The organism is Streptomyces sp. NBC_01707 (genome assembly GCF_041438805.1).
Classification (GTDB): domain Bacteria; phylum Actinomycetota; class Actinomycetes; order Streptomycetales; family Streptomycetaceae; genus Streptomyces.
In genome coordinates this window covers 734,695-761,328 of record NZ_CP109190.1, presented here as the reverse complement: position 1 = coordinate 761,328, position 26,634 = coordinate 734,695, and the positions used below count along the sequence as shown (strand labels likewise).

General features: G+C 69.9%; 24 protein-coding genes. 8 read left to right on the top strand and 16 right to left on the bottom strand.

Annotation, left to right across the window (positions count from 1 at the left end; genetic code table 11):
• Nucleotides 1–30 precede the first annotated feature (30 nt).
• A complete protein-coding gene (locus tag OG963_RS03550; RefSeq protein WP_371798354.1) occupies nucleotides 31–384 on the top strand; it encodes a VOC family protein in 354 nt (117 codons plus the stop codon).
• 324 nt (nucleotides 385–708) lie between these two features.
• Here OG963_RS03550 and OG963_RS03545 read toward each other — a convergent pair whose 3' ends face one another.
• The 5 genes from OG963_RS03545 to OG963_RS03525 all read right to left on the bottom strand — a co-directional run bounded on the left by OG963_RS03545 (nucleotide 709) and on the right by OG963_RS03525 (nucleotide 3,831).
• Entirely contained in the window at nucleotides 709–1,044 is a 336-nt protein-coding gene (locus OG963_RS03545; protein ID WP_371798353.1) for a hypothetical protein, read from the bottom strand.
• Nucleotides 1,045–1,611: 567 nt separating this feature from the next.
• Nucleotides 1,612–2,427, bottom strand: coding sequence for a DUF899 domain-containing protein (locus OG963_RS03540; protein ID WP_093929898.1), 816 nt, complete (start codon nucleotides 2,425–2,427; stop codon nucleotides 1,612–1,614).
• Between the two features lie 335 nt (nucleotides 2,428–2,762).
• Nucleotides 2,763–3,065: a hypothetical protein gene (locus OG963_RS03535; protein ID WP_093930317.1), complete on the bottom strand. Its 303-nt coding sequence runs from the start codon at nucleotides 3,063–3,065 to the stop codon at nucleotides 2,763–2,765.
• The gene (locus OG963_RS03530; RefSeq protein WP_371798352.1) at nucleotides 3,053–3,745 is read right to left on the bottom strand and encodes a transposase; all 693 of its coding nucleotides are present in this window, start codon (nucleotides 3,743–3,745) and stop codon (nucleotides 3,053–3,055) included. Before OG963_RS03530 ends, OG963_RS03535 begins: the two co-directional genes overlap by 13 nt.
• Complete coding sequence (locus tag OG963_RS03525; RefSeq protein WP_371800259.1) at nucleotides 3,700–3,831, bottom strand: winged helix-turn-helix domain-containing protein; 132 nt, start codon at nucleotides 3,829–3,831, stop codon at nucleotides 3,700–3,702. Before OG963_RS03525 ends, OG963_RS03530 begins: the two co-directional genes overlap by 46 nt.
• 56 nt (nucleotides 3,832–3,887) lie before the next feature.
• Between OG963_RS03525 and OG963_RS03520 the strand changes: the two genes are divergently transcribed.
• Nucleotides 3,888–4,696 (top strand): IS5 family transposase gene (locus OG963_RS03520; protein ID WP_371798178.1). Its coding sequence is split into 2 segments (ribosomal slippage): nucleotides 3,888–4,227 and nucleotides 4,227–4,696, totalling 810 coding nucleotides; the frame shifts between segments, so codons are not numbered across the junction.
• Here OG963_RS03520 and OG963_RS03515 read toward each other — a convergent pair.
• From OG963_RS03515 to OG963_RS03485, 7 genes are all read right to left on the bottom strand, one after another.
• On the bottom strand, nucleotides 4,662–5,060 hold the full coding sequence (locus tag OG963_RS03515; RefSeq protein ID WP_371798351.1) for a helix-turn-helix domain-containing protein: 399 nt from the start codon (nucleotides 5,058–5,060) through the stop codon (nucleotides 4,662–4,664). The genes OG963_RS03520 and OG963_RS03515 overlap by 35 nt on opposite strands.
• 90 nt (nucleotides 5,061–5,150) lie before the next feature.
• Entirely contained in the window at nucleotides 5,151–6,524 is a 1,374-nt protein-coding gene (locus OG963_RS03510; RefSeq protein WP_371798350.1) for an amidohydrolase family protein, read from the bottom strand.
• Between the two features lie 96 nt (nucleotides 6,525–6,620).
• Nucleotides 6,621–7,901: an amidohydrolase family protein gene (locus OG963_RS03505; RefSeq protein ID WP_093929896.1), complete on the bottom strand. Its 1,281-nt coding sequence runs from the start codon at nucleotides 7,899–7,901 to the stop codon at nucleotides 6,621–6,623.
• Between the two features lie 165 nt (nucleotides 7,902–8,066).
• Entirely contained in the window at nucleotides 8,067–8,780 is a 714-nt protein-coding gene (locus OG963_RS03500; protein WP_093771096.1) for a GntR family transcriptional regulator, read from the bottom strand.
• 86 nt (nucleotides 8,781–8,866) lie between these two features.
• Nucleotides 8,867–10,030, bottom strand: a complete 1,164-nt coding sequence (locus OG963_RS03495; RefSeq protein ID WP_371798349.1) for a hypothetical protein — start codon at nucleotides 10,028–10,030, stop codon at nucleotides 8,867–8,869.
• 499 nt (nucleotides 10,031–10,529) lie between these two features.
• Complete coding sequence (locus OG963_RS03490) at nucleotides 10,530–12,263, bottom strand: MFS transporter (RefSeq protein WP_371798348.1); 1,734 nt, start codon at nucleotides 12,261–12,263, stop codon at nucleotides 10,530–10,532.
• Nucleotides 12,264–12,329: 66 nt separating this feature from the next.
• A complete protein-coding gene (locus tag OG963_RS03485) occupies nucleotides 12,330–12,788 on the bottom strand; it encodes a MarR family winged helix-turn-helix transcriptional regulator (RefSeq protein ID WP_371798347.1) in 459 nt (152 codons plus the stop codon).
• Nucleotides 12,789–13,359: 571 nt separating this feature from the next.
• Between OG963_RS03485 and OG963_RS03480 the strand changes: the two genes are divergently transcribed.
• The 5 genes from OG963_RS03480 to OG963_RS03460 all read left to right on the top strand — a co-directional run bounded on the left by OG963_RS03480 (nucleotide 13,360) and on the right by OG963_RS03460 (nucleotide 19,585).
• Nucleotides 13,360–14,349, top strand: a complete 990-nt coding sequence (locus OG963_RS03480) for a LacI family DNA-binding transcriptional regulator (protein ID WP_371798346.1) — start codon at nucleotides 13,360–13,362, stop codon at nucleotides 14,347–14,349.
• 119 nt (nucleotides 14,350–14,468) lie between these two features.
• Nucleotides 14,469–15,686: an extracellular solute-binding protein gene (locus OG963_RS03475; RefSeq protein WP_177309240.1), complete on the top strand. Its 1,218-nt coding sequence runs from the start codon at nucleotides 14,469–14,471 to the stop codon at nucleotides 15,684–15,686.
• A 20-nt stretch (nucleotides 15,687–15,706) separates the two neighbouring features.
• Nucleotides 15,707–16,657, top strand: coding sequence for a carbohydrate ABC transporter permease (locus tag OG963_RS03470; protein WP_093771106.1), 951 nt, complete (start codon nucleotides 15,707–15,709; stop codon nucleotides 16,655–16,657).
• A gap of 5 nt (nucleotides 16,658–16,662) precedes the next feature.
• Nucleotides 16,663–17,499 (top strand): carbohydrate ABC transporter permease, encoded by an 837-nt coding sequence (locus tag OG963_RS03465; RefSeq protein WP_319739842.1) that lies wholly within the window; start codon nucleotides 16,663–16,665, stop codon nucleotides 17,497–17,499.
• Between the two features lie 52 nt (nucleotides 17,500–17,551).
• Nucleotides 17,552–19,585 (top strand): TIM-barrel domain-containing protein, encoded by a 2,034-nt coding sequence (locus tag OG963_RS03460; RefSeq protein WP_093929893.1) that lies wholly within the window; start codon nucleotides 17,552–17,554, stop codon nucleotides 19,583–19,585.
• 224 nt (nucleotides 19,586–19,809) lie between these two features.
• On the opposite strand, the gene OG963_RS03455 is transcribed toward OG963_RS03460, so the two are convergent.
• Both OG963_RS03455 and OG963_RS03450 read right to left on the bottom strand, forming a co-directional pair.
• Entirely contained in the window at nucleotides 19,810–20,457 is a 648-nt protein-coding gene (locus tag OG963_RS03455) for a hypothetical protein (RefSeq protein WP_371798345.1), read from the bottom strand.
• Nucleotides 20,454–20,615, bottom strand: a complete 162-nt coding sequence (locus OG963_RS03450; protein WP_371798344.1) for a hypothetical protein — start codon at nucleotides 20,613–20,615, stop codon at nucleotides 20,454–20,456. The genes OG963_RS03455 and OG963_RS03450 overlap by 4 nt, the downstream gene beginning before the upstream one ends.
• Before the next feature lie 132 nt (nucleotides 20,616–20,747).
• Between OG963_RS03450 and OG963_RS03445 the strand changes: the two genes are divergently transcribed.
• Nucleotides 20,748–24,932, top strand: coding sequence for a tetratricopeptide repeat protein (locus OG963_RS03445; protein ID WP_371798343.1), 4,185 nt, complete (start codon nucleotides 20,748–20,750; stop codon nucleotides 24,930–24,932).
• Between the two features lie 529 nt (nucleotides 24,933–25,461).
• Here OG963_RS03445 and OG963_RS03440 read toward each other — a convergent pair.
• The gene (locus tag OG963_RS03440) at nucleotides 25,462–25,935 is read right to left on the bottom strand and encodes a contact-dependent growth inhibition system immunity protein (protein ID WP_371798342.1); all 474 of its coding nucleotides are present in this window, start codon (nucleotides 25,933–25,935) and stop codon (nucleotides 25,462–25,464) included.
• Between the two features lie 67 nt (nucleotides 25,936–26,002).
• Nucleotides 26,003–26,578 (bottom strand): hypothetical protein, encoded by a 576-nt coding sequence (locus tag OG963_RS03435; protein ID WP_371800258.1) that lies wholly within the window; start codon nucleotides 26,576–26,578, stop codon nucleotides 26,003–26,005.
• Between the last annotated feature and the right edge of the window lie 56 nt (nucleotides 26,579–26,634).

Below are 26,634 nucleotides of genomic sequence, written 5' to 3'. Positions count from 1 at the left end.
GCGCGGTCGCCATCCTGGCAAGATGGCGGCATGGAGCGTGTACTTGGAATCGGTGGGTACTTCATGCGGGCAGCCGACCCGGTGTCCCTGGGCGCGTGGTATCGCGACTGCCTCGGCCTGGACGCCGATGAGCACGGCCTGTGGCCTCAGGGAGCTGGGCCGACGGTGTTCGCGACGTTCGAGGCCGAGACCGACTACTTCGGGTCCCGCACCCAGCAGACCATGCTCAACTTCCGGGTCCGCGATCTGGATGCGATGCTCGTGCAATTGCGTACCAAGGGAGCGGACGTGGCCGAAGAGACGCAGGACATGGAGGGGATCGGTCGATTCGGCTGGGTCACCGATCCTGAGGGCAATCGGGTCGAGCTGTGGCAGCCCGCCTGACCGCGACGTCACACAGGCGCAGATGTGCCGGCGACCCGTGAGGGTGCCGGGCCGGCGCCGGGCCAGGACACGCTTCGGTGCTCACCGACCGACTGCTCGTCATCCGGGTCCACCTGCGCACCGGTTCGACCCGGAGGCCCTCGGTGTGATCTTCCGGGCCGGGTCCTCCACGGCCGGCCGGGCAATCGGCGAGATCGCGGCGCCGCCGGCCGAACGCGGGATCGACGTCCCGCAGCGACCAGGCCTACGCCTGCGCACCCGACCACGATCGTGGGGAGGTCGTATCCGGACCGCGCCGGCCATCCGGGTAGCGATTCCAGCGGCTCACCACCGGTCGCCGACACGCACCTTGTCCCACCGGTCCTTGGCGATGCACAGCTCGTGTGCGTCGTCGTCCAGTTCGATCTGCCAGCACGCGCGATGGCGGTGCGGGACACGACGGGTACCGGTCTGCACCGAGTGGCACGACCTCTTGGTCTTGCCCCCGCTACGAGACGTGCTGCACTGCTTCTTCGTGCCCGACTCGGTGGTCCACGTGGTGCGGGCCGGCTTGTACTCCTTCTCGGTTATGGTGCCGTGCACCGCGCTGCTCCCACATGAGACCAGGAGCAGCAGGGTCGCGGGCACCGTGGTCAGAGCGGCGATCCGGCGGATGGGCATGGGCAGATCCTCTGCATGGATGAATGCGGCGATGCCGGGCCAGATCGGGTATGCGGCGACGGCGTTGGTCAGCCCACCATCATAGGGACGGCTGCGCCCCGTTGAGCCTCACGTGCGGGTCCCACCCGCGGAACACGGTGAAGTCGGTCCGGTGCGGCGGGAAGGCGGCCGGCAAGGGTCGCCAGGCGATCCGCTCACGACCAGGTAGAAGATCACGTCCAGGACCGGACAGCGGCCCCCCTTCTCGGGCTTGCCTCCGTGCCGGCGCCGTGGGGAGCACCGGCGCCAACTGTCCGTCGGCCATCGTCGAACCGGGGGCGAAGCGCCACCTCGTGGGACGATCATCACTCCGACCATCAACGGCCCATGCGAGTACGCGGACGTTACGTGCACCAGGTCTCCTGGTAGGACTCACAAGCCTGGACCGCGCCTCTCCTGCCGAGACACCTTCCGGGCGAAACGCCCGCCGATCGAGCGCGGGGGACCGTTCGCATCCTCCGGAGTTGCCGCGCGGCACCCAGCGCCTACGGGACGGCCTTCGGTGCCGACGCGGTCGACGAAGGTGCGTCAGTGGTGGTGGCCCTGGCGGCCGAGGGTCTCCACGGGGGTCGCGCCGGGGCGGGTCCACTGCGGCACGGGGCGGCTGGTCGGGCCCCAGGTGGCGACGCCGTCGGCGTCCGATCGCCAGTACCAGCAGGCCTGGCGGCCCTCGGACGGGTACCCCTCGCGAACATCGCCGATCACGCGCCGGCCCTCGGGGTTGTCCTCCCACGCCTCGCCGCGGCCGTAGGGCGTCATGTCGAGGAGGCTGAGGGACCCGTTGACCGGCTCGTTGCCACGGCCCGTCGTGGAGTAGGTGAGGAACACGCGGTCGCCGTCACGCAGGAAACAGGTGATGTGCCCCATCTCCCCGCCTACCGGCGCCTCCACGCCCCGCACCGAGTACCAGGGTTGGGTGTAACCCATGAACTCGACGTAGGGAGCCACCTCGTCCCACGGGCCCGAGGTCAGGACGGCGAACGAGACGCCCCGGGCGTTGAGGTAGACGGCGTCCTTGACGTGCCAGGCCGTGGTGGTGCAGCCCTCGCACTGCCCCTGGTGCGGCGCACCGTCGTGCCACATGTGCTTGTAGACCACGAGCTCGTCGCGGCCCTGGAACAGGTCGAGGAACGGGACCGGCCCGTCAACGCCGGTGACCTCGACCGCGCCGTCGAACTCGACCATCGGCAGCCGCCGCCGGGCCGCGGCGATCGCGTCGCCCTCACGTGTGTGCGCCTTCTCGCGGACCAGCAGCTTCTCGCGCGCCGCCTGCCAGCTGGCCAGGTCGACGACGGGCGGCTTCCCGGGGAGGTGGCTGCTCGTGTTGCCGGGCGTGGTCGTCATGGTGTCCTCCGTGGTGTCCAGTGCCGGGCGGCGTCGTACGACGTGCTCCGACGCTCACCGGAACAGACTCGCGGCCCGGCCGGAACTCATCGCTGTAGCGGCGCCCACCGGGGGACCACCGTTCGGGACGCCCGCATGCACACGCCGATGAGCTTCCGAAGATGCCGGGACCGCCACACCAAACGTATCCCGCGCCACGGCGATCTCCACCGCCGCCGACCCGGGCCGCAGCACGGCGACCGAGGCGGGAGCGGGCCTGCTTCCGGGGCACCCGCTACTGAACTTGAACTCGTGATGTCGGCCTAGGGTTTCGCCGTGCTGACAGGACGGCTGCTCTACGATCCGGTGCTTGCGAGGCGTGAGGCGACGAGCGCCACGAAGTGCTGGAGGACGGCGAACGGCAGCGTTTGCGTTGCGTCGAAGTAGACCTCTGCCGGCTTCTCCTCCTCGGGCGCGTAGGCAAGCACCGTCACGGCTGTCGGCCCTGGAGCCGGTGAAGCAGGCATAGAAGAGGCTCCACCCGGAACCATGCGGGCCTCGCTGAGCTCGAAATGTGTCATCCGGCCCTCGCCCGCACCCGTCTCGGTGGTGAGGGCGCAGAACAGATCACCGTCGTAGTCCCAGGTCAGCAAAGACATGGCGATGATGCTGCCATACCTGGCGCCGTCAGCGGTCTGGCATTTACATCACCGCGTCCGTCAGGAGCCGGATCCATGCTCAGGCCGGTGCCGGCGAGACAGCCATCGACCCCATCAGGGCGGTACTGGATCTGTTTGAGTCGGCGTTTCACTGCCTGGGTGATCTGACCGAGGTCGGCCGCCGCGAGGTTGCCGATATCGCGCTTGACCAGGGACCAGATGCCCTCCTGCGGGTTGAGGTCCGGGGCGTAGGTCGGTAACTGGAACACGGTGAGCCAAGCGGTGTTGGCCTCGAAGAACTCCCGTAGTGGCGCGACCAGGTGCATGCGCAGGTTGTCCCACACCAGGACGATCGGGCCGCCGAGCTGGGTGTGGGCGCGGATGACCAGGTCACGGTAGTCCTTCCAGCCGAAGCCCCTCGGTTCGTCCTTGCGGCCTCGGTACTCGCGGACCGCGTAGATCAGACGGGACCGCTCGCCGGGCTCGTAGCAGGTCATCCCCGCCATGGAAACCCGGCCCGAGCCACGTCCGCGCACGCGGACGACCGGGGTGCAGCCCTGGCGGCCCCAGGTCCTGGCGCGCGGCGGTGTCATCGCCTGGCCGGCCTCGTCCTCGAAGACCACCCAGGCGTTGTTCACCGCCGCGGTGCTCTTACCCGCGGCCAGACTTCCCTTTTCCACAGCTCCACCGCGTCGTCGTCGCGTTCGATCGCGCGCCGGGCGGGCTGCTGCCAGGACCAGCCGTGCCGCCTTACTGATCGTTTCAGAATGAAGTTTGGTGTGGGGCTTGGCAGTTGGGTGTTGTTTCGGCAGGATCTGGTGAGTGCCTGTTGATCTTGTGCCTGATGACTTGTGGGAACGTGTGGCGCCGCTGTTGCCGGCCCGTGCGCCTCGGCGGTATCGGTATCCCGGGCGGTTGCCGGCGGATGACCGTGCTGCTCTGCGGGGCATCGTCTATGTGCTGTGCAAGAGCGTGAGCTGGCGGGATGTCCCTGCGGAACAGGTCGGCTGCAGCGGGGTGACGGCCTGGCGGCGTCTGCGGGACTGGACCGAGGCCGGTGTCTGGCCCCGGCTGCACGAGGTGCTGCTGGCCGAACTGCGGGCTACCGGCTTGCTGGACATGGACGACGCCGCAATCGACGGCTCGCACGTCAGAGCCCTCAAAGGGGGGCTCACACCGGACCTTCGCCGGTCGACCGGGCCCGGCCCGGAAGCAAACACCACCTGATCGTCGACCGACACGGCACCCCGCTCGCCGTCTCTTTGACCAGCGGAAACCGCCACGACGTCACCCAGCTCATGCCACTGCTGGACGCCATACCCCACATCCGTGGCCTGCGCGGCCGGCCCCGCCACCGGCCTCGGCGGCTCTTCGCCGACCGCGGCTACGACTACGACAAGTACAGGCGTCTCGTCCGCGCTCGGGGGATCACACCCAAGATCGCCCGCCGCGGTGTCCCGCACGGCTCCGGCCTGGGCAAGACCCGATGGGTCGTCGAGCGCACCTTCGCCTGGCTCCACCAGTTCAAACGCCTCCGCACCCGCTACGAGATACGCGCCGACCTCCACCTCGGACTGCTCCAACTCGCCTGCAGCATCATCTGCTTGAGACGACTCCGAACCTCATTCTGAAACGATCAGTTAGCAGCCGCCACGTCCCCTCGACCGTGTAGGAGACGTGGAACAGGCGGCCGATCATCGTCTTCACCCGGGCCAGCGTCCACCGCTGGTCGGCCCACCCGTGGGCCAGCGGGCCGCGCTCCAACTCCCATTCCAGCTTGGCTATCTGCACGTCTGACAGTCGAGGCCTGCCAGGCGATCCCTTCGACGCCAACCCGACCAGGCCCTCCTCGCGCCACTGGCGTCGCCAGCGTTCCACCGACCGCTCCGAAACTCGGAGCGAGGCAGCGATCTCCCGGTTCTTCTCGCCGACCTCGAAACCAGTCACGGCCCGGAGCCGGATCCGCTCTCGCGCAGCTCTCTCGGCGTCGGTCAAGCCGCCGCCCTGCGGATATCTCACCTCACCAGGGCTACCGAAGCCACTTACCTGCTGTCCGGCGAACAGCCCGACATCACCCGATCAAGCTCAGTAGTGGGTCAGTTCGCCGTCCTTGGCGATGATCCGCCCGGCGCGCACCACCATGTCTCGCGCGGGCAGGTCCACCACGACCTGGGGCAGACACTCGCCGCGTACGAGGAAGAAGTCGGCCGGGGAGCCGGGCTCCAGGTCGACCCGGGGCAGGCCGAGGAGCTGGGCGCCGCCGTCGGCGCCCGCCCGGAAGGCGGCTTCCAGCTCTTCGTCCAGGCGCACGTCCTGGACCCAGGCCAGCAGGTGGGAACGGTGCAGCATGTCCGCGTCGCCGAAGGGGCTCCACGCGTCGCGTACGCCGTCGGTACCGAGGCCGACGTGGACTCCGTGGTCCCGCAGCAGGTCGAGGGGAAGGACCAGCTTCGAGTCGGGTGCCACTGTCGTCAGGGAGATGCCGGCGCCGGCCAAGTCGTCCGCGATCCGGCCGAGTTCGAGGGCTGTCAGCTCCGGCAGACAGAAGACATGGCTGACGGTGACCTTGCCCTGGAGCGACAGCGCTCGGGTGCGCGCGATGATCTCGCGGAGCGACTTCAGACCATTTCCGCCCCGCTCGTGAAGATGGATGTCGAGGCCGACGCCGTGCCGGTCGGCGATGCCGAAGAGCACGTCGAGCTGCTCGTCGAGCGCCTCGTCGAATTCGATCGGGTCGATGCCGCCGACCCGGTCGATGGCACCGGTGCGCGCTGCTTCCTCAAGGAGCTCCTTGGTGCCAGGGGTGCGAATGACGCCGTGCTGCGGGAACGCCACGATCTCCACGTCGAGGGCGTGCCGCAGTGCCTTGCGGGCGGCCGCGACACCTTCGACTCCCGCCAGGTCGTACGCGGGCGCCACGTCGGCATGTGCGCGCATGGCCCGGGTTCCCTGGGCTGCCGCGTGCGCCATCAGGCGCCGGGCGCGATCCTTCAGCGGTGTGCGCAGCGCGTGGTACAGCTTCACGTCCTCGGCGGTGTACTCGGCGATGGAGTGTGCGGGGTTGCGCGTCACCCACGGCTCGCCCCACGACGTCTTGTCAGGGTGGACGTGCGCGTTGACCAGGGTGGGCAGGGCTATCCGGCCCTTGCAGTCGACGACCGTCGCGCCCTTCGGTGCCGGACCGCTCACGACGAGGCCGTCCACCACAGTGAGGTCGACGGGTGTCTTCGCGCCGTACGGCCTCACGTTCTTGAAGACCGTGGCGTTCGCACGGTGCCCCGCGTGCTCGGAGATCCGGTCGCCGGCTCGGGGCACGGCTCCCGAGTGCGGCACTGCGGCGGCGGGCTCAGGAGCGCTCACGGACAGCGCTGCGACGCTGCCGCCGAGGGCGGCGGCACCGGCAAGCACGCCCCGCCGGGAGAGGCTGCCGGAAGTGGAGGGTGAGGGCTCGGCATGCATCGAATGCTCCTTTTCAGAGCTGTGGTCGGAGGAGGGAGGAGCTGCGCGCAGGGCACGCACGCCCTGAGTAGAGGCAGCGCGGACCATGAGTGGCATTCACTGCAGCGCAAAGCCCGCCCGCACCACGCGCGCCGGCTTCTTGAGAACGGTGACGTCGGCGAGCGGATCGCCGTCCAGTACCAGCATGTCTCCGGTGAAGCCGGGCCGCAGTCGGCCGACGGTCCCTGCAAGGCCGAGCAGCTCGGCCGCGCCGGTCGTCGCCGTGCGGATCGCGTCCAGGGCGGGCAGCCCCGCAGCACGCATCAACTCCACTTCACGGCCGATGGGCTGCACCTTGCCGCCCGAGGAGTCCGTACCGGCCGCAAGCTGAACACCCAGCTCGTGCGCGGCCAGCACCGCTCGCTTGAGCACAGGCAGATACGTGCGGCCACGCTCCGCCAGAATCGGGTCCGGGGAGTCGACGAGTCCGGCGATCGCGGTGAGCGTCGGGGTGAAGTATGTTCCCCGGCTCCGCATTTCGTGCAGCGTGTGCTCGCCGACGAATACTCCGTGTTCCAGCGAGCGGACTCCTGCCGTCACCGCGTCGTGGCAGCCCTTCTCGCTGTAGCTGTGACACAGCACGCTCTTGCCGCCGCGGCGGGCGGCCGCGACGATCGTGGACAGCTGCGCGTGGGTGTACACCTGGACCAGCGGGTCCTGCTCGGGCAGCCCGGCGCGCTCGTTCACCCGGGTCTTTACGGTGTCGGCACCGCGCGTCAGATTCACCTCGACCACGCGGCGCAGGGCCTCCGTCGAGCGCACACCATCCCGCAGCCGGGCAAGGGGAGCCAGGTCCGGGTCGGCGAGAATGGTGTCGCCCAGGTCCGGCGTCACGAAGATGCCCGCCGCCCGGAGTCGGGGCGCCTGCTGTGGCATCTGGCGGGCCAACTCCCGTACCGCGATGTCCTGGTAGAAGTTCGTCGACCCGCTGCGCGCGGTGGTCGCGCCTCTGAGTACCGCGTCACGGGCTTCGGCCGCCGTGTTGAGGTGGATGTGCGCGTCGACCAGGCCGGGCAGGATCCATCGGCCGTGCGCCTGCAGGACGGGCGCGCCGGCGGGGACGTGTGCGGCGACGTGCTCCCGGGACCCGGCCGCGCGGACGATGCCTCCCTTGACGACGACGACCGCATCCTCGATGACGTCGCCGTTGGCCGGGTCCAGCAGCGTGCCGCCGTCCACGACCAGGTCGCCGCCCGACGACATGCCCCGGCGGGCAGCTGCCGCGTCAGGCGTTGCCGTGGCAAGGAGAGCTGAGGTCCCCGCCAGCGCTGCGGCACCCGCGATGACGCCACGCCGGGTCAGCCGGGTCGATGGGGGAGGGGCGGGCTCTACGCACATCGGGGCTCCTTGGATCAAGTTCGGCGATCGTTGGCCTTTTGTATACCAGAGTGCGAGGGTGGCAGGGAAGGAGCGATCCCCTTCTCGCAGAAGGCCCATATTTCAGGCAATCTGCGCGAAGAATTTTCGACACCCTTGTTCAAGGGCTGACTTTGTATACCAATCTCACGTGTCCTGGAACAGCGCCCTGATGGCCACTGCCCGGCTGTCGCGCACGTGCAGCAGCGTGCTCGCCGCCGCCGCTTCCTCGTCGCCCTGCGCGATGTGCCGGAACATCACCCCGTGCTGTGCCCGCATGTGCGCGGGCTCCTTGCGCATCCCGAACAACAGCTGAAGCTGCCAGCTCAGTTGCTCCATGGTGCGGGCGAGTAGAGGGTTGCCGGTCAGTGCCACGATGTCCTCGTGGAACGCGGTGTGAGCCGCCACCTCGCGCGCTCCGTCGCCATCGCCGGCAGCTCGCTCGGCCCGGTCGAGGGAAGCCTGCAGCGAGGCCAGGGGCGACAGGTCCCCCGGCACTGCCCCGGCAACACGGCGGGCCGCGAGACGCGATGCCTGGACAGCGAGCGGCTCCCACACCTCGTACAGGTGCTCCACGTCGACTCGCTCCAACCGACGTACCCGGACGCCGCTGTGCGGCAGCAGTTCGAGCAGGCCCTCGGTGACGAGCGCGCGCAAGGCCTCCCGCACGGGGACCCGGGACATGCGCAGCTCCTCGGCGACTTCACGCTCCACCAGGCGCGCCCCCTGCGGGTAGCGACCGTCGACGATCCGCTGGCGGACGGCATCCCGCGCCCGGACGCCGAGTGAGATGCGCTCCGGCGCCTCCACACCCGAACCGTCCGGAGACGTGCGGCCGTGATCCTTGCTGCTGTCCACCACGTGCGCCGTCCTTCGCTCGATATGTTCCGGGCGAGAATACGTGGCAGGCCGCGGGCGCTGCGGAAGATCGCATGTGGCCTGCAGTACTAATGTGGAGCGGCGACCTGGGCAGAGGCCGTGGCGGCGGTGGTCTCCGTGCGGCCCACGGCCACTCGGAGCGTGACGGCCGCGGCGACTCCTGCCACCAGGCCGCAGGTCAGGGCGGCCGGGACGCCGTCGCCGACGCCGGCGAACAGGGACAGCAGTCCCCAGCGCAGGTCCGCCCCGTCCAGTGTCACCCGCAGCAGCTGGCTCGCCAGCAGACCGAGGACGGTCGCGCAGACCGTGCCGATCGCCATCGCCGGGACAGTGGCCCGCGTGAGGAGTCCGGGCAACCTCCGCAGTGCCCACCACACGATGGCGAGCAGCAGCACGTCGCCGACGCGATGCAGGAGCCAGCCGCCCAGCGGCGCACCCGCCGGGCCCGCCCAGGAGCCGAGCAACAGCCACTGGCGCAGGAGTTCGCCAGGTTCGGCGAACAGCCCGCCGTCCGGGGAGACCGTCTGAAAGGCGGCGGCGACCGGCTGGTACGAGAGGACCACCAGGGACAGCGCGATCGTCGCGGTCCCGACGGTGGCTGCCAGTCGGGCGGCGCGAGCCGGGACGACGGCCTGGGGAAGCGGACCGGCGCCCTTGGCGGTGACCCGCGCCGCCAGCACCGTCCCCGCCGCCGCGACCAGTGCGGTCGCCACCAGAACCTGTCGCCCGGCGGAGACCGTGCTCGCCACCTGCGGCAGGAAGCGGTAACTGCCGTGCCCCTGCGAGGCGATCAGCCACGGCGCGGAGACCGTCACCGCCAGGGTCCCGGCCACCAGGCCCCAGGCCCACACCGCGAGCAGCGCGGCCATCGTCCGGCCGTGCACCGGCGGCAGCCTGCGGACCAGGAGCAGCGCCACGGGTACGAAGAAGGCGAAGACAGCGAAGTACCGGATCTGCAACGCGGTGGCGTACAGCGCGAGATAGCGGGTGCTGTCGGTCTCGGCCGCGTCCCCGATCCCACCGGACACCTCGGTGCCGACCTGAACCGAGGACGGAGGGTCGTACGACCAGGGGGCGAGCCAGCGTTCGAGGTCGGCGGCGGTCCGGCTGCCGATCACGCCGGTGGTGCCCGGCAGGTGAAGTGCCTGCGCACTCGCCCCTGCCCACCACAGAAGCGCTGTGAGCAGCAGCCCTCCGATCAGTGCCGGTATCGCCGCGCGCCGGTGTGTCATCACTGCCCCCGCCTCGACCGCTCATCCCGTGAATCCCCTGGCCATGCAGAGTACGAGGCACTGATCACATACGGATCACGGTCGCACGGTGCCTTGCCCGGACGACCCGCCCGCCCGACACGACCGGATGGGCGGCGCCCGTGCGGGAACGGGTGCCGCCCTGGCCACATGCGCTCCGTGGAGGGGCCGGTCGTTCGGATACGGGGGCGTCAGCGGGTGATCGTGATGATCTGCGCCGTGCCGGGTGCCACCGTGATGGCCAGGTGATGGTGCGTGATCCGCGAGGCGGCGGCACCGACGGCACGGGGCTGCAGAGCTGGTGCTTCATCCCGCGCGGCTGCCTGCCGACGTCGCTGCCCTGAGGCGCCGGACCGCCCCGGCCCAGTCGCGCGGAGGGCGCCTTTGTCGCATCCGCGTCAGCACAGGCTCCTGTGGCGGCCCGCCTGCCTCACGGTCGGCGGGCCGCCCTCGCGCTGTGTCCCCCGCCCTCCCGCGACCCTCAACTCCCTCGGACCGCGCTGTTGCGCAGTTCTGCCAGGGTGTCCATGGTCAGGTGCCGCGGCGTGTGGTCGGGCCCGATGAGGGCGACCGTGCAGGTGGCGGCATGGGTGAGGGCGCTGGTGAAGCTTCCGTCGGCGAACTGGGTGAGCGGGCCGCGCGGTGAGTGTCCGACCGCGACGGCCCGGGCGTGCACGTCTGCGGCGTGCTGGGCGAGGGCGCGGCCGGCGGCGGCATGGTTGCCGATGCTGGTGAGGATCTGGCCGCTGGCGGCGATGCCGTGGGCGGCGAGCCGGTCGAGGTGGGCGGTGACGGCGGCGCGTGCCTGGTCGGTGGTCTCGGTGTCGACGGCCAGTTCCTCGACCACGACGGTCTGTTGGACGTGGACGACCTCGAGAGGGCTGCCCGTGTCGCGAGCGAGCCGGGCCGCGGCGTCGACGATGGCAGCGGCCTTGTCGTGGGAGCTTACGGCGACGATGACGGGAGGCGCTTCACTTGCGGGGGCCGGGATGCCCACAGGGGTGAGTGACGGCGTCGCGGGCTCGGAGTCGCCGGTGTGCGTCTCGGCCTGGCGCAGCAGGCTGTGGCCACTGGCCAGGACCGGGATGGCGAGGAGGAAGGTGGCAGCGCCGAGCCAGAACGGGACGCTCAGATCGGTGGCGTCGGCGAGCTTGCCGGCGGCGAAGGGGGCCAGGCCGCCGCCGATGAAGCGCAGGAAGCCGTAGGCGGAGGAGGCGACGGGACGCTCGACGGGGGAGACGAGCATGACGGCCTGGGTGGTCAGGGTGTTGTTGATGCCGATGAAGGCGCCGCTGACGATGACGGCCACGATCACCACGGTGGGTGTGCTGACTCCGGCGGCAATGATGGCCATCACGATGCCGAGGCCCAGCAGGTTCGCGTACAGGACCGGAGCGGTGCCGAACCGCGCCTGCAGGCGCGGGGCGAAGAACACGCTGAAGGCGGCCACGAGCAGGCCCCAGCCTGTGAACACCAGGCCGAGCTCATGGGCGTCGAGTTCCATGGGGTAGGGGGCGTAGCCCAGCATGGTGAAGAAGCCCCAGTTGTACAGCAGGGCCATGATGCCCATGGTCAGCAGCCCGCGGTGACGGAGCGCCTTGAGCGGAGCGATGGGTGAGACGGGGCGCTTCGGCTTGGGGAGCGAAGGCACGAAGGCGAGCGTGGCCACCAGCGCGACGGCCATGAGTGCGGCGACGCCGAAGAACGGACCGCGCCAGCTGATACCGCCCAACTCGCCGCCCAGCAGCGGGCCGACGGCGATGCCGAGGCCGAGAGCGGTCTCGTACAGGATGATCGCGCCACCGAAGCCGCCGCTGGCGGAGGCGACGATGACGGCCAGCGAGGTCGCGATGAACAGCGCATTGCCCAGACCCCAGCCGGCGCGGAAGCCGACGATGCCGTTGATGGAGCCGCTCGTGCCCGCCAGGGCGGCGAAGACGACGATGATGGCAAGACCTATGACCAAAGTGCGCTTGGCGCCGAGATGGCTGGAGACCCAGCCGACGAACAGCATGGCGACCGCGGTCACGATCAGGTAGCTGCTGAACAGCAGGGAGACCTGGCTCGGTGAGGCGTGCAGGCTGTCGGCCAGGGCGGGCAGGATCGGGTCGACCAGCCCGATGCCCATGAACGAGATCACGCAGGCGAACGCCACGGCCCAGACGGCCTTGGGCTGCTTGAAGGGACTGGCGGCCTTTCCATGCGATGCATCCATGTGCGTTTCTCTCCAAGGGGTTGAGGAAGAGGCGACGGGGGAGAGCGGACAGGTTTGCGGGGCGGGTCAGGAGCGGTGCCGGCGGTCCTGGCGGTCCTGGATGGCGCGTGCCAGGGCAGGCAGCGCGATCTTCACGGCCCGCTGCTCCGGCTCCGTGAGCTCCTCGACGAGCAGGTCGAGGGCTTGCGCGCGTTCGGCGCGTCGCTGCCGGAAGACTTCCAGACCGGTGTCGGTGGCCTCCACCAGAACGACCCGGCCGTCGTGGCGGTCGGCGACGCGGCGTACGAGGCCCGCGCGCTCCATACGGGCGACCAGCTGAGTCATGTTCGGCTGGGAGACGCCCTCGGCCCGCGCCAGTTCGGTCAGACGGTGCGCCCCCTCGCGGCCCAGCCGGGCCAGCGCGGAGGATGCCGCCGTGCTCAGGCCGCCGGTGATGGCGTTCTGACGCACGTAGCGAACCACCTGCTCCACGGCGATCATCAGGCTCTCGGCCGGGGCGTCGGTGTCCATGACGCGTTTATGCATAACCCCATTATGCATAAACGTGTATCATGCAGCAAGATTTGGAGACCCGGCGAGGCCGGAGACGCGCTATCGGCGGATACCGGGCGGCACGCTGCGCGCCGGGTCCGGTCCGGCAACCCGCTCCGAGCTGCACGGAAGGGTCTGCCTGGGCGGCGTGGTGGCCGGTGCGGTGCACGTCTGTAAGGGGCCGCGGGAGCGGGAGCGGTGCCCAGCACACGGTCGGCCCGCTTCGCGGCGTGGCCGTATCGGTTGCACATCGAGGTCGCACCGGACGGCGACCCCACCGCGCGCGAACTGCGGCGGATGGCCGCCCGGACGGCCCGCTGCCAGGTCCGGCCGCCGTCACCGGCCCTCTCCAACGAACCCTGCCTCTGGTCGGCTTCGTCGATGTCGGTGCGAGGTCGTTGTCGAAATCCGTCGAAAATCTCAGGCATGTATGGACGGCCCGACTTTCCGTACCTAATCTCGCCGTTGTCGTCGCGCAGGAAAGCGCGTATGACCGCACGCATCGAAATCCTTCGACGGCGGTTCGGTCGCGGAAGCAGCAGGACAGGAAGACGGGCAGCACGGCATGGTGGGCATAACCGATGTGGCACGGCACGCAGGCGTCGCGGTCAGCACCGTCTCGTACGTGCTCAGCGGGAAGCGCCCCATATCGCCGTCGACCCGTTCCCGCGTCCTCGAATCCATCGCCGCCGTGGGCTACCAACGGCCGGTCTTCGTCCGTTCGCACACCATCGGGCTGGCCGTGCGGGTCGATGACGGCGCTCACCGGCCGCTCCTCGCCGAGTTCATGCTGTCCGCGAGCGTCGCCGCGCGCCGCCACCACTGCAACGTGCTTCTTCTCACCGATGACGCCGAGCACGGTGTGTGGGACGGTGCGCTGCTGGACGGGCTGATCCTGATGGACATCGGTATCCGTGATCCGCGGCTGGACACCGTGCGCGGGCTGCCGGTCCCGACGGTGCTCATCGGACTGCCCCACGATCCCGCCGGCCTGGCCTGCGTCGACCTGGACTTCCGCGCGGCGGGCGGACTCTGCGTGGACCATCTCGCCGATCTCGGCCACCGCGAGGTGATCCTGCTCGGCGCACCGGAGGCCGCGTACCGGCGCCGCACGGGATTCGCCGTGCGGACCGTCGCCGGCGCGCTCGAGCGGGCCTCGGCCCGAGGTGTCCGGCTCACCCACCGGTCGGTCGAGGGGGACTGGGACACCACGGCGGGCACCCTGACACGGGTGCTCCAGGAGCGCCCGGACGCCACGGCGCTGATCGTGCAGAACGAAGCCGCAACCCCACACCTCGCGCCCCTCCTGCGCGGGTTCGGCCGGGCCCTGCCCGAGGACATGTCCCTCGTCGTCGTGGGCTCGGACGCGGTCGCGACCGCAGGCACCCCTCAGCTGACCTCGGTCGCTGTACCAGCAGCCGCACTGGCCGAGCGAGCTGTCGAGTTGCTCAGACAGCGGCTCGACCGAAGGGGTGCGGACCCCGGCGGGGCCCCCGTCCTGCTGGAGCCGCAGCTGACCGTACGGGCCAGCACCGCGTCGCCCCCGCTCTCCTGACCTCCCCTTCCTCCCGCCACCTGCCCGTGGCCGACGGCACCTGCGCCGTGCGGCCGTACCTCGCCATGCCCCGCGCAGTCGTCCGCGTGGCCATCCCTACGCCCCCGAAGGACACAGATTTGTCCCCCCGTACCCGCGCAGCCACTGCCGCCTGCGCCGCATTCGCCCTGACGGCGCTGAGCGGCTGCAGCCTCATCACGGCCGATACGCCCCCGAACACCCTGACCGTCACGGACTACTACACCGCGGAGCCGGGCAACACAGCGCTGACCGAGATCCTCCACTCCTGCGGGCGCCAGACCGGCGTGACCGTCGTACGTGAGGTCATGCCCCGCTCCCAGCTGGTGCCGAAGCTGCTGCGTGACGGAGCCGCGAAGAGCCTCCCGGATCTGGTGCTGAGCGACAATCCGGACCTGCCCAAGCTCGCCTCGACCGGAGCCCTGCTGCCGCTCGAAGGCCGGGTGAGGACAGACGGTTTCTACGAGAGCGTCCTCGAGGCAGGCACGTACAAGAACAAGTTGTACGGCGTCGCGCCCGGCGTGAACGGGCTCGCGCTCTTCTACGACAAGGCGGTCTTCGAGAAGGCCGGTCTCGAGCCGCCCTCCACCTGGAAGGAGCTCCGGGCAAGCGCAGCCGAGCTCACCGAGGGCCACCGCTACGGCCTCGCCCTGTCGGCCGTCGCCACCGAGGAAGGCTCGTGGCAGTACGAACCCTTCTTCTGGGGCGCGGGCGCAGACCTCGGAAAACTGGACTCGGCCCCGTCCGTGTCCGCACTGACGTACTGGACCTCGCTCTTCCGGGACGGCTCGATATCGAAATCGGCGCTGAACTGGCAACAGTCGGATGTGGCGGAGCAGTTCATCGGCCACCACGCCGCGATGATGATCAACGGCTCGTGGCAGCTGGCCGCGCTCTCCGCCGAGAAGGACCTCGACTACGGCGTCGTCCCGCTCCCCACGCAGAAGAGCGGTGGCTCCTCGGTGACCCCGCTCGGAGGCGAGACCTGGGCGGTGCCCAAGGGGGACAAGCAGGACAAGGCCGTCAAGGTCCTCAACTGCGTGCTCAGCCAGAACCACATGATCCAGTGGGCCCGGCTGCGAGCCGACGTACCCGCCGACCCGGCAGTCGCCGGACAACTGGTGAAGGAGCAGCCGGACCTCGCCCCCTTCGTGGCCAGCGCACCCACCGCCCGATCCCGCACCGCCGAACTCGGCACCGCCTACCCCGTCGTCTCCAAGGCGCTGTACACCGCACTCCAACAGGCCGCGATCGGACAGCTGAGTCCAGGGAAGGCCCTCGCGGCCGCTCAGCGCCAGGCCCAGTCGGCAGACCACTGATCAGGCGAGGTGCTCTCATCATGACGATCCTTCTCGACAAGCCCGTCCACACCGCGGCACACCCGGACAGCCGTACCGCCACCGCCGCCCGCCGTGCGCGGCTGGCACGCATGAGCTTCCACGTCCCCGCCGTGCTCTACCTGGTGATCTTCTTCGGCTACCCCATCGTCGCCAACCTGGTCATGTCGTTCCAGGACTACACGGTGACGTCCTTCTACGACGGCGGTGCTCCCTTCACCGGGCTCGCCAACTACGCGGCGATCCTCGGCGACGAGTTGTTCTCCACGACCCTGTGGAACACGGCCGTGTTCACCGTCGCCTCGCTGGTCCTGCAGTTCGCCATCGGCCTCGGACTCGCACTGTTCTTCCGCCGTCGCTTTCCGCTCGGCGGCACCCTGCGCGCCCTGCTCCTGCTGCCCTGGCTGCTGCCGTTGCTGGTCTCCGGCACCGTCTTCCGCTGGCTGCTCGACCAGGACTACGGCGTCGTCAACCAGGTGCTGCTCAACCTGCACCTGATCAACGACCCCGTCCCCTGGCTGGTCAGCCCCGACCACGCCATGACCGCCATCGTCGTCGCCAACGTCTGGATCGGCATTCCCTTCAACATGGTGATCCTTTACGGCGGACTGCAGTCCATCCCGCCGCAGCTGTACGAAGCCGCCTCGCTCGACGGCGCGGGCGCCTGGCAGAAGTTCCGCCACGTCACTTGGCCGCTGCTGCGCCCGACCACCTCGGTCGTGGTGATGCTCGGACTGATCTACACGATCAAGGCGTTCGACGTCGTCATGGTGCTCACGCAGGGCGGCCCGGCGAACTCCACGCAACTGCTGTCCACCTGGTCGTACGCGCTCTCCTTCACGAACCTGCAGTTCGGCCAGGGCGCCGCCGTCAGCAACGTCCTCATCGTCATCGCCATGCTCTTCGCGCTCGTGTACCTGCGGGCCGTGCGCGCCGAACAGTCCGAGAGGTAGTCCCGATGTCGTCTCCCGCCGCCCTGCGTGCTGCTCGCCGCTGGAGCAGCACGTTGATCGCCCTCGTGATCGTCGGAGCCCTGCTCTTCCCGCTGTACTGGATGGTCAACGCCTCGCTCCAGCCCGGTCAAGCACTGCTGAGCATCCCGCCCAAGTGGTTTCCCACCGACCCGACCCTCGACGGTTACCGTGCCGCCTTCGACACCCAGGGGCGCCACCTGGTCATCAGCCTCTTCGTGGCCTGCGGCAACGTGCTGATCACCCTCGCCCTGGCGGCTCCTCTCGCATGGTCGCTGGCGAAGTTCCGGCTGCGCCGGGCCGCGCTGCTGCTGTTCGTCCTGCTGATCGTGCAGATGGTGCCGGGCATCGTGAAGGCCAACTCGCTCTTCGCCCTCTACAGCGAGATCGGACTGCTCAACAACACCATCGGGCTGATGCTGGCCCAGTCCACGCTGTCCGTCCCGTTCGCCGCGGTGCTGCTCCGTGCCCAGTTGCGCGAGATCCCCACCGAGGTCGTCGAGGCAGCGGCGCTGGACGGTGCCGGGTCCTGGCGTACGTTCCTGCGCATCGTCGTCCCGATGAGTCGCAACGGTCTGATCACCGCGGGCCTGTTCGCGTTCCTGTTCTCCTGGGCGGACTTCCTCTTCGCCATCACTCTCACCTCGCGCGACGCGGTGACCCCGGTCACCGTCGGGATCTACCGCTTCATCGGCGCCAACGCCACCGACTGGAACGCCCTTATGGCCTCCGCCGTCCTTGCCTCCATCCCCGCGGCGGTACTGCTGGTCATCGCCCAGCGGTACATCGCGGTCGGCATCACCGGCGGTTCGGTCAAGGACTGACCGAACCCCGGTACAGGACTGAGCCCCCCTTCTTACGCACTGGAGCAGTACGTTGAACACCTTCCGGGAACACGACGGCGGCCTGGAGTGGCACAGCCGGCACGAGTCGCTGCGCATCGAGCCCTGGGGGCCCGACTCCGTCCGCGTACGGGCCGCACTCGGCCCCCTCCGCGACGACATCCCCGGCGCCCTCCTGGAGCTGCCCGACACCGGGGCCGAGGTCATCGTCCCGGATCTGACCGGCCTGACCGTCTTCAAGAACGGCCTCGGCTCACCCACCGACCCGGTGCCCCCCGCCCGCCTGGTCAACGGCCGCATCACCGCCGAGCTGACCGTCGACGGACTACTGCGTTTCGTCCGTACACAGGACGGCACGGAACTGCTTGCTGAACGCCCGGCCCACTTCTGGTGGCCCGGCAGCCGCGTCCACACTCCCGTCGGGCACGGCTACCACCGTTTGGAGCAGAACTTCCAGGCGTACGAGGCGGAACGGCTGTACGGCCTCGGGCAACGCCAGCACGGGCTGCTCGACCAGAAGGGCACCGTCATCGACCTGGTGCAGCGCAACACGGAGATCACCATCCCGTTCGTGCTGTCCAACCGAGGCTACGGCCTGCTGTGGAACAGCCCCGCCGTAGGCCGTGTCGAAATGGTGCGGACCGGCACCCGCTGGGTCGCAGACAGCGCCCGCCAGATCGACTACTGGATCACCGCGGGCGATCAGCCCGCCGACATCCTCCGCTCCTACGCGGACGCCACCGGCCACGCCCCCGCATTCCCCGACTGGGCCACCGGTTTCTGGCAGTGCAAACTGCGCTACCGGACTCAGGAGGAACTCCTCGAGGTCGTCCGCGAGTACAAGCGCCGAGGCCTGCCGATCTCGGTGATCGTCGCCGACTTCTTCCACTGGACCCGGCTGGGGGACTGGAGGTTCGACCCCGCCGAGTGGCCCGACCCGGCCGCCATGGTCCGGGAACTCGACGAGCTCGGCGTCAAGCTCATGGTCTCCATCTGGCCGTCGGTCAACCGCTCCAGCGAGAACTACGACGAGCTGGAGCACCGCGGCCTGTTCGCCGCCAACGAGTACGGCACCCCCGCCCACGCCACGTGGATCGACAAGGGAGCCGACCACCGTGTCATGGTCTCCTTCTACGACCCCACCAACCCCGAGACCCGCGCCTACGTGTGGTCCAAGGTCCAGGAGAACTACCAGCGACTGGGCATCAACCTGTGGTGGCTGGACGCCTGCGAGCCGGAGATGAAGCCCGGCCACCCGGCCAACCTCCGCTACCACGCAGGGCACGGCCAGGAGGTCGCCAACCTCTATCCGCGCGAGAACGCCCGCCTGTTCCACGAGGGCATGGCCGCCTCCGGCAACACCGACGGCATGTCCTTCTCCCGCTCCGCATGGGCGGGGAGCCAGCGCTACGGCACCGCCGTATGGTCCGGTGACATCGGAACCGACTTCGCGTCCCTGCGTGCTCAGATCGCAGCCGGTCTCAACATCGGCCTGTCCGGAATCCCTTGGTGGACCACGGACATCGGCGGCTTCCACGGCGGCGACCCCGACGACCCTGCGTACCGCGAAGTCCTGGTCCGCTGGTTCCAGTTCGGCGCGCTCTGCCCGATCTTCCGGCTGCATGGCTTCCGGCTGCCGTGGCTACCGCTGGGAGGCGAGATGACCGGCGGCCCCAACGAGGTCTGGTCGTACGGAGAAGAGGCGTACGAGATCATGTGCAGCTACCTGGAGCTGCGCGAACGCCTGCGCCCGTACATCGCCGAGCAGATGGCCACCGCCGCCCGTGACGGCCTGCCCCCGATGCGCCCGCTCTTCCTCGAGTTCCCCGACGACGAGACGGCCTGGACGGTCGCCGACCAGTTCCTGCTCGGCCCCGATCTCCTGGTCGCTCCCGTCACGGCGGCCGGCGCGGTGAGCCGTGAGGTCTATCTGCCTGCCCGAGCACGCTGGCGGTGCGCCTGGACGGACACGACGTACGAGGGCGGCGCTTGGCACACACTCGATGCCCCCCTCGACCGCATGCCGCTCCTGTTGCGTGACGACGCGCAGCTGCCGGCGGCCGGCTGAGGTAGCGGGCGGGACGGACGGACGAAGGGCTTGCGACATTCCGGAAGGGCCATATCGGACCGGTAATAGTCGAGATTCGTTCCCGCCCACAACGCCGGTTGCTGACCGGCAGAAATGGCCGGGGCCGTTCCCACACGGCACCACGCGGAGCAACCTGCCCACGCCCGCATCAACGGCCCGTATGCGAAGCAGTCACATGATCGGCCGGAGACGCCCTGACGTTCTCAGCGGCCGGTCGCGCCGAGGAACACCACCGCGCCGGCGATGACGAGCACGGCGGAGAGGAAGGTGTGCCGCCGCGCCTTGCGCAGCTTCTCCCGCACGATCCAGGCGTGGGCGGTCGCCAGCAGCCATCGCAGATACGGGTCGGTCCGTGCGATGTTGCGGTAGGCCGTGGCCAGTCCGCGTTCCAACGCCGCCCGTTCCGCCGTTCCGGCGGTCGGTATCCGTCGGGAGATCTCCGTGGCGACCCGCCGGTGCCGCAGCAGGCCCTCGACGTCGGTGGCCGCGGAGCCGAAGTAGTAGCCGGGCGCGGCGTCGAGCTGCTCGCGCAGCCCGCGCAGAGCCGGTGAGGTGAGGACCTCGGGTGTGGTCAGCGGTGGCACGAGCACCTCGCTGGTCTGCCACATTGCCCAGGCGATGCCGAGCAGCGCCACGAACAGTCCGCCGCCGGCCCAGGCCGCGTGGGCCCAGTCGCCGATCCGCCCCACGGCGAGCAACGGGCCGCCGCCGAGCAGCAGCGCGCCCACGGCGCCGGTGGATGCGAGGGTCCACCGTGCGGCCTCCCTGCTGTCGGCGACGGAGTCCAGCGGCGAGGGCAGGGCGTCGAGCACGGCGGCGCCGGGGCCCCCGGCCGCGCACGGGGCGCTCACGGTGATTCCCTGCGGAGTACGACGCCGAGCGGCCCGGGATCGTCGTCCGGCAGGTCCACGTACGCCGCCCACACCTCCCCGTCGAAGTATTCGACCAGACCGGCCTCGTTCACCCGCACCGCGTTCGGATGCGGGGGCTCTTCAGAGATGTCCGACATGAACTCAGTATGCCTGGTGGTGCAGTTGGCGCCATTGTCCCGTGGTCGTCCGCCCCGTCATCCTGACAGCGCAGCAACGGGGTACGGGTGATCAGGACGGGGGCACAAGTGACAGCGGGACGGGGGGCTCACGTGATCGAGCTGGCGATCGGGACCACGAACGTGATGTGCGACATCGGGGGCGTCAGAACCTCACAGACACCGAAGGCGGCGAGTCAGCGCACGGCCGATCTGGTGTGGCGGCTGCGCAGGGAGCCGTCGGACGAGCTGCTGCGGGAGGTGGGCTTCGCGCTCGCGGACCGCTTCCTGGACGGCCCCGTCGGCCGGGCTGTGTCGGAGGAGTTGCGCCGGCCGGGCCGGCACCGGGTCGGCGTCGAGGTGACCGATCCGGCGGTGGCGGACCTGCCGTGGGAGACGCTCGTACCGCCCGGTCGCGGCGTCCCGCTGGCGCTGGACCCCGTCGTCGACCTCTGCCGGACGACACAGCGCACCGGCAGGCCGGCCCCCGCTGCGGCCCCTGGCCCCCTGCGGATTGTCGCCGCGATCGCCGCCCCCGACGACAGCTCGGGTCAACTCCTCGACTACGAACGGGAATGGGCGAGGATCCTGGACGCCGTCGAGCCCGGTCGCCGCACGGGCCACCGGGTACGCGTCCTGGAGTGGGGCAGCGCGGCGGCGATCCGGTCCGCGCTCGACGCGGAGGCCTGCGACGTCCTGCACATCTCGTGCCATGCCCGCCCCGGCGCGCTGCTCCTGGAGACTCCCACGGGCGAGGAGGACGCGGTGGACGCGGCCCGCTTCGTACAGGACGTCATGCCGTCCTACGGAGGGGTGCCGCTCATCGCGCTGGCGGGCTGTTCCACCGCTCTGGAAGGGCAGGCCGAGCTTCCCGGTCTGGCCAGGAGCCTGCTGGACAACGGGGCTCAGGCCGTACTGGCGATGAACAGCGTCGTCAGCGACGACTACGCCATCGAACTGTGCGCGCGACTGTACGAGGGGCTGGCGAGCCGACCGGAAGCGGACCTGCTCACCGTCTTCTCAGAGGTGCGCCGGGAGCTTGCGCGCGAACCGCGCCCGCTTCCCGAGTGGGCGACGCCGGTGTTGTTTCTCGCCGATCCGACGGTACGTCCGGGTGGCGGCCCCGCCGCCGCGCGTCGCGTCGTCGACCCCCTCGAAGCGCCCGGCGTCTCCGTGGGCGAACCCGGCACGCAGGCAGTCGTGATCGATGGCACGGTCCGCGGACGACACGACTTCGTCGGCCGCAGAAGGATCCTGCGGCAGCTGGCCGGCACACAACCGCGGGTCCTGCTGCACGGCATCGGCGGCATCGGCAAGACGAGCCTGGCCGCCGAACTCGTCGGTCGATTCACGGCTGCCGCTGCGGATGGCATCGTTGTGGCAGTCGCCGGTGAGACGGCCGTGGACACGATCATGGAGCAGCTACGCCGCCGGCTGGGCGCCCACTGCGCCCGGAAGGGACTCACGGAGACCGATCCGCTGCACCAGTGGGTGATTGCTCTGAACGAGCCGGGGCGCGACTGGCGGGAGCTGCTCGGGGCGTCCGCAGGGACCGCCATACCTCTCCTGCTCGTTCTCGACAACGCCGAGGACAACCTGGACGCGGAGCACCACCTCGTCGACGAGGAACTCGCGGAGTTCCTCCAGGTCTGGGTGGAGCGCCACAGCACGCTCGTGACCAGCAGGTATCCCTTCCCGGTCGCGGGTGTCGAAATCCTTCATCTCGGGCCGCTGACCTGGCAGGAGACCCGGAAGCTGATCTGGCGCCTGCCCGGGATCGACGCCTTGTCGCCACCTGAGCAGGCTCAGGTGTGGGCGCGTCTCGGTGGCCATCCGCGTTCCCTGGAGTACCTCGACGCGCTGCTGCGGGACGGCGCCGCCCGATTCGACGAGGTGAGCGCCCGGCTGGGCGCTGCACTGGCCGACCGCGAGACCGGCCCGGGCGGCGGGCTGGGGCGGAAGCTGCACGAGACCGGTGCGCTGATCGCGCAGGACGTGCTCCTGCCGCAGTTGCTTGCCCGGCTCGACGAGGCCCCTGCGGCGCGGCGATTGCTGCTGGGCGCGGCGGTGTACCGGCTGCCGGTGGACAGGACAGGTCTTACGTGGCAGGTGGCGGCCGCGTCGGCCGACCCGTCCGGCCTGGCTGACCCGTCCGACGCGGCGGAGCCGCCGCCGGAGCCGGACGGCCTGGACGAGGCCGTGACACAACTCCTGCACCTCGGGCTCCTCGCGCCTGCCGGTGGCGGTTACCTGGTGCACCGCTGGACCGCCACGGCCCTGGCGCGCATCGCCGGACCGGAACTGCTGACCCATGCCCATCGCAGGGCGGGCGCGTACTGGGCGTGGCGGTGCGGCACGACGACGGTGCAGGACACCTACATCGGCTACGTACTCGAGGCGAGGTTCCACGAACTGGCCGGTGGCCGAGTGCCGAAAGCCCTCGACCACACCCATCAGGCCTGTCACGAACTCGAGCGGAGCGGTCAGTGGGCCCGGGAGGAGCGACTGCGTCAGGAGGCGCTGTCGATGGCCGCACCAGGGTCACTGGTCGCCGCCGAGTGCCTGGCGGAACTCGGCGGACTGGACGCGCGCAGGGGACGGTACGCGCGGGCCGAGAGCCGCTACCGGCAGGCGCTGGCACGCTTCGAGGAGCTGGGGGCCGAAGCCCTGGTCGGGGGCATGCTGCACAACCTGGGCCTGCTCGCCGAGCACCGGGGCGACCACGACGAGTCCGAGCGCCTGTACCGGCAGTCGATGGCGATCACGGAGCGCATCGGAGAGCGCCAGCGGGTGGCCATCACCCTGCATCAACTCGCCGACCACACCAGCCGACGGGGCGACGATCGTCTGGCCGAGGAGCAGTACCTCGATGCGCTGGCGATCTGCGAGGAACTGGGCGATCTCGCGGGAATCGCGGCCGCCCAGCACCAGATCGGCATCCTGGCCTTCCGTGCGAAGGACTACGCGAAGTCGGAACGGTGCACGCGCGTCGCTCTCTCCCACCACGTCACGCTGGGCGACCGGGTGAACGAGGGAAACGGCTGGAGCGCGCTGTCGAAGATCGCCCTCGCCCGTTTCGACCACGCGGCGGCGCAGGCGGACGCGAGGGCGGCCCTGGAGATCTTCGAAGCGATCGGGAGCAGCAGGAACATCGCCGAGAGCTGCGTACTGCTCGGTGAGATAGCCCGCGACCTCGGGGACATGCCCTGGGCGGAGACGTGCTTCGCCCGCGCGAGCGCGGTGTTCGCGGCGCTCGGGGAGAGGGGGTATCTCGCCGCGTGCAACCGTCAACTCGGCGCCGTACGAACGGTCCTGGGGTGTGCGGAGGACGCGGTGCCGTGCATGCTCGAGGCCTGGCTCGAAGGGCAGCGGGAGCCGGGCGGACACCAGGACCTCGATTGGCTCGCCGTCCAGAGCCTGGAGCTCGGCCCCGACACTTTCGACCGGATCGTACGGCGGCATGTCGATGGCCCGACCGCGGACGACGTCACGGACCTCACCTCGCAGTGCCGCCGGTTGCTCAGCTCCTCCACGAGTCCATCGCCGCTGGGTAGCGCCTACGTGCAGTTGGCGATCTCCGCGAGCGCGCGGGGTGCGTACGGCACGGCTCGGATGCTCCTGCTGCGTGCGCTGCCGGTGTGCGAGGCGGCCGGCTACACCGAGGCCGTCGCCAAGTGCCACGAAGACCTTGGGCTCGTGAACCTGGAGACCCGCCACCTGGAGGCTGCCGAGCGGAGTTATCGGGCCGCACTCGCCCTCTTCGAGCAGCTGGGTAACCACACCAACCGGGCCATCGTGCTCCACCAGCTCGGCCGGGTCTGCCAGGATCGGCGCGCCTACGGGGAGGCGGAGGAGTACTTCCGTGCCTCGGTGGAAGTGAAACGAGGGCTGGGCAACCAGGTGGGGGTGTCCAACAGTACGTTCCACCTGGGCCGGGTGGCGCAGTTGCGGGGCGATCTGGAGCTGGCCGAGCAGTGCTATCGCAAGTGCCTCGCCATCGACGAGGCGGAGGGTGCGTGGACGGAGGTGGCACTCGACTACGGCGAGTTGGGCAACCTGCGCGCGGAACAGGGGCTTCCCGAGGAGGCGGTGCCGCTGATGGTGCGGGCGCTCTCCCTCAACCAGCAGGTCAAGTCGCACAACACGGTCCTCAACATCACGGCCCTGCGCCGACAGCGCACCGCGCTCGGCGACGAGGAGTTCACCCGCCTGCTCGGCCGCCACTTCGACGAGGCGTCGGTCTCGGCCGTCCTCTCCCTCACCGCGATGCTGCCGACGACGGGGGGTCGCACAGGCTAGCCCCGCCCCGTGCTCCTGGGGGACGGAGCGAGTGCTCGACGAGCTCCTTCACTTGGCCGCGCGGCGCCTGCAAGACGTGCACGTCTCCCCGAGAGCGCCTCGACCACCCCGGCGTGCCGCGCCCAGCTCGGAGTCCCAGGCGTGAGGTTGGGAGGTGTGGATCCCCTTCCTGCATTCCGGAGGTTCCGCTGCGATACGTCCGCGCTGTGCTCGCCGACGCGGTGCCCCGGAAGAGGGTGCCCGGCGCACACGCACCGAGCGGCCGGGGTGCGTCCGGCTGCCGTGTTCGCCCTGTTGGCCAAGGACCGCGGATGCAGCGTCGTGGCGCACCAGGAAGCCCAGGCCGCGCCGGCCAGAACACTCGTCAAGGTGCGGACTCGCGGCGTCCACCGCTCGGTCCAAGCCGTCGAGCGTGACCTCCGGGCCCCGGCTTGCCGACTGGAACGACCATCCCCGGTCTCTCATCTGGACGAACACCGCCGACGAGAGTCTCGACAAGGTCGTCGCCTACTGCCAGAGAATCTCCGACTCAGCTTCGTAGGGCGTTTCGGTTTCTCTTACCGGCATGAGCATCAGGACCGCCAGGCGACCCGGGCCTCGCGACGAAGCGGGTGAGTTTCTCGGCGCCGCCGCGCGGCAGGTCGGCGACCGCCGCCTCCGGAAGAGTCGTGATCACAGCCCGCAGCCGGGCAGCGAGATCCGGCAGCACGGCCCACGCCGAGGTCGGGGCTTTGACGGCCGCGAGCAGTAGATCCCCCTCGTAGAAGGTCGCGTCCAGCAGCGGCTCCTCAAGCAGCAAGTGCACCGCGAGTGGAAGGACGTGCGGCAAGGCCACCTGCTGGACGACCAGCATGCGCAGATCGGTCGGCCTGAGTTCGCTCAGCGGTGTGCACCGCAGCTCGTGCACCCTGCGGATCAGGGGAGTCGCGTCGGCGTCCGGAGCCGACCAGCGTGGCGGGTCCAGCTCGTCGAGTGTGCGGTCGAGGTGTAGCAAGTGCTCCAAGGATTCGTTCTCCGCTCTGGATCGTCGTCATCCGCTGCTGCCGGCTGCCACCCAGGGCGGCAGGTGATCACAGTGGGCAGGTGAAGGCGGGGCTAGCCACGGCGGTGGCCCATGCCGTGAGCGCGGCGAAGTCGTCGCTGGCAAGTCCGCATCGGGGATCGACCCGGTGCAGTAGGGCGGGACCGTCGTGGTGCTCCTTCACCCAGGTGCGATCCGCCTCTGTGATCTCATCGTCGATCCATGCGAAGGCCCGGCCACTGGCCCACGCGACGATCTCCGGCGTCTTCCAGAACACACCGCCCTCGGGCTCAGACCGCGGCGAGGACCAGGGGATGAAGGGCAGCTCGGGCAATCCCAGGACCGGTGCGACGAAAGTGTTGGCCTCTTCCTCCCACGTCGTAGCCCACACCAGGTCGAAGGGAAGCGCGTCCAATGCCGGGCCGTGATCCGGGTTGAGCCATACCCGCAGCGGCTTCACCGCCTTGTTCGGCAGCCCCCACTCAGTCAGCCGACGCCGCTCGGCAGCCTCCCAGCGAGGTGTCAGCAGCCGGTGCGTCGCATAGCCCCCAGGCCGTCGGTGCGGCTGCGCGGCATACGGATTCAGCGGCCCGTCGACATCCACCAACAGCGCTGGGCGCACCAGCTCACCCCCCTGATCCTGTCGTGCACGGTACCGGCCGACGACAAGACCGCCCAGCG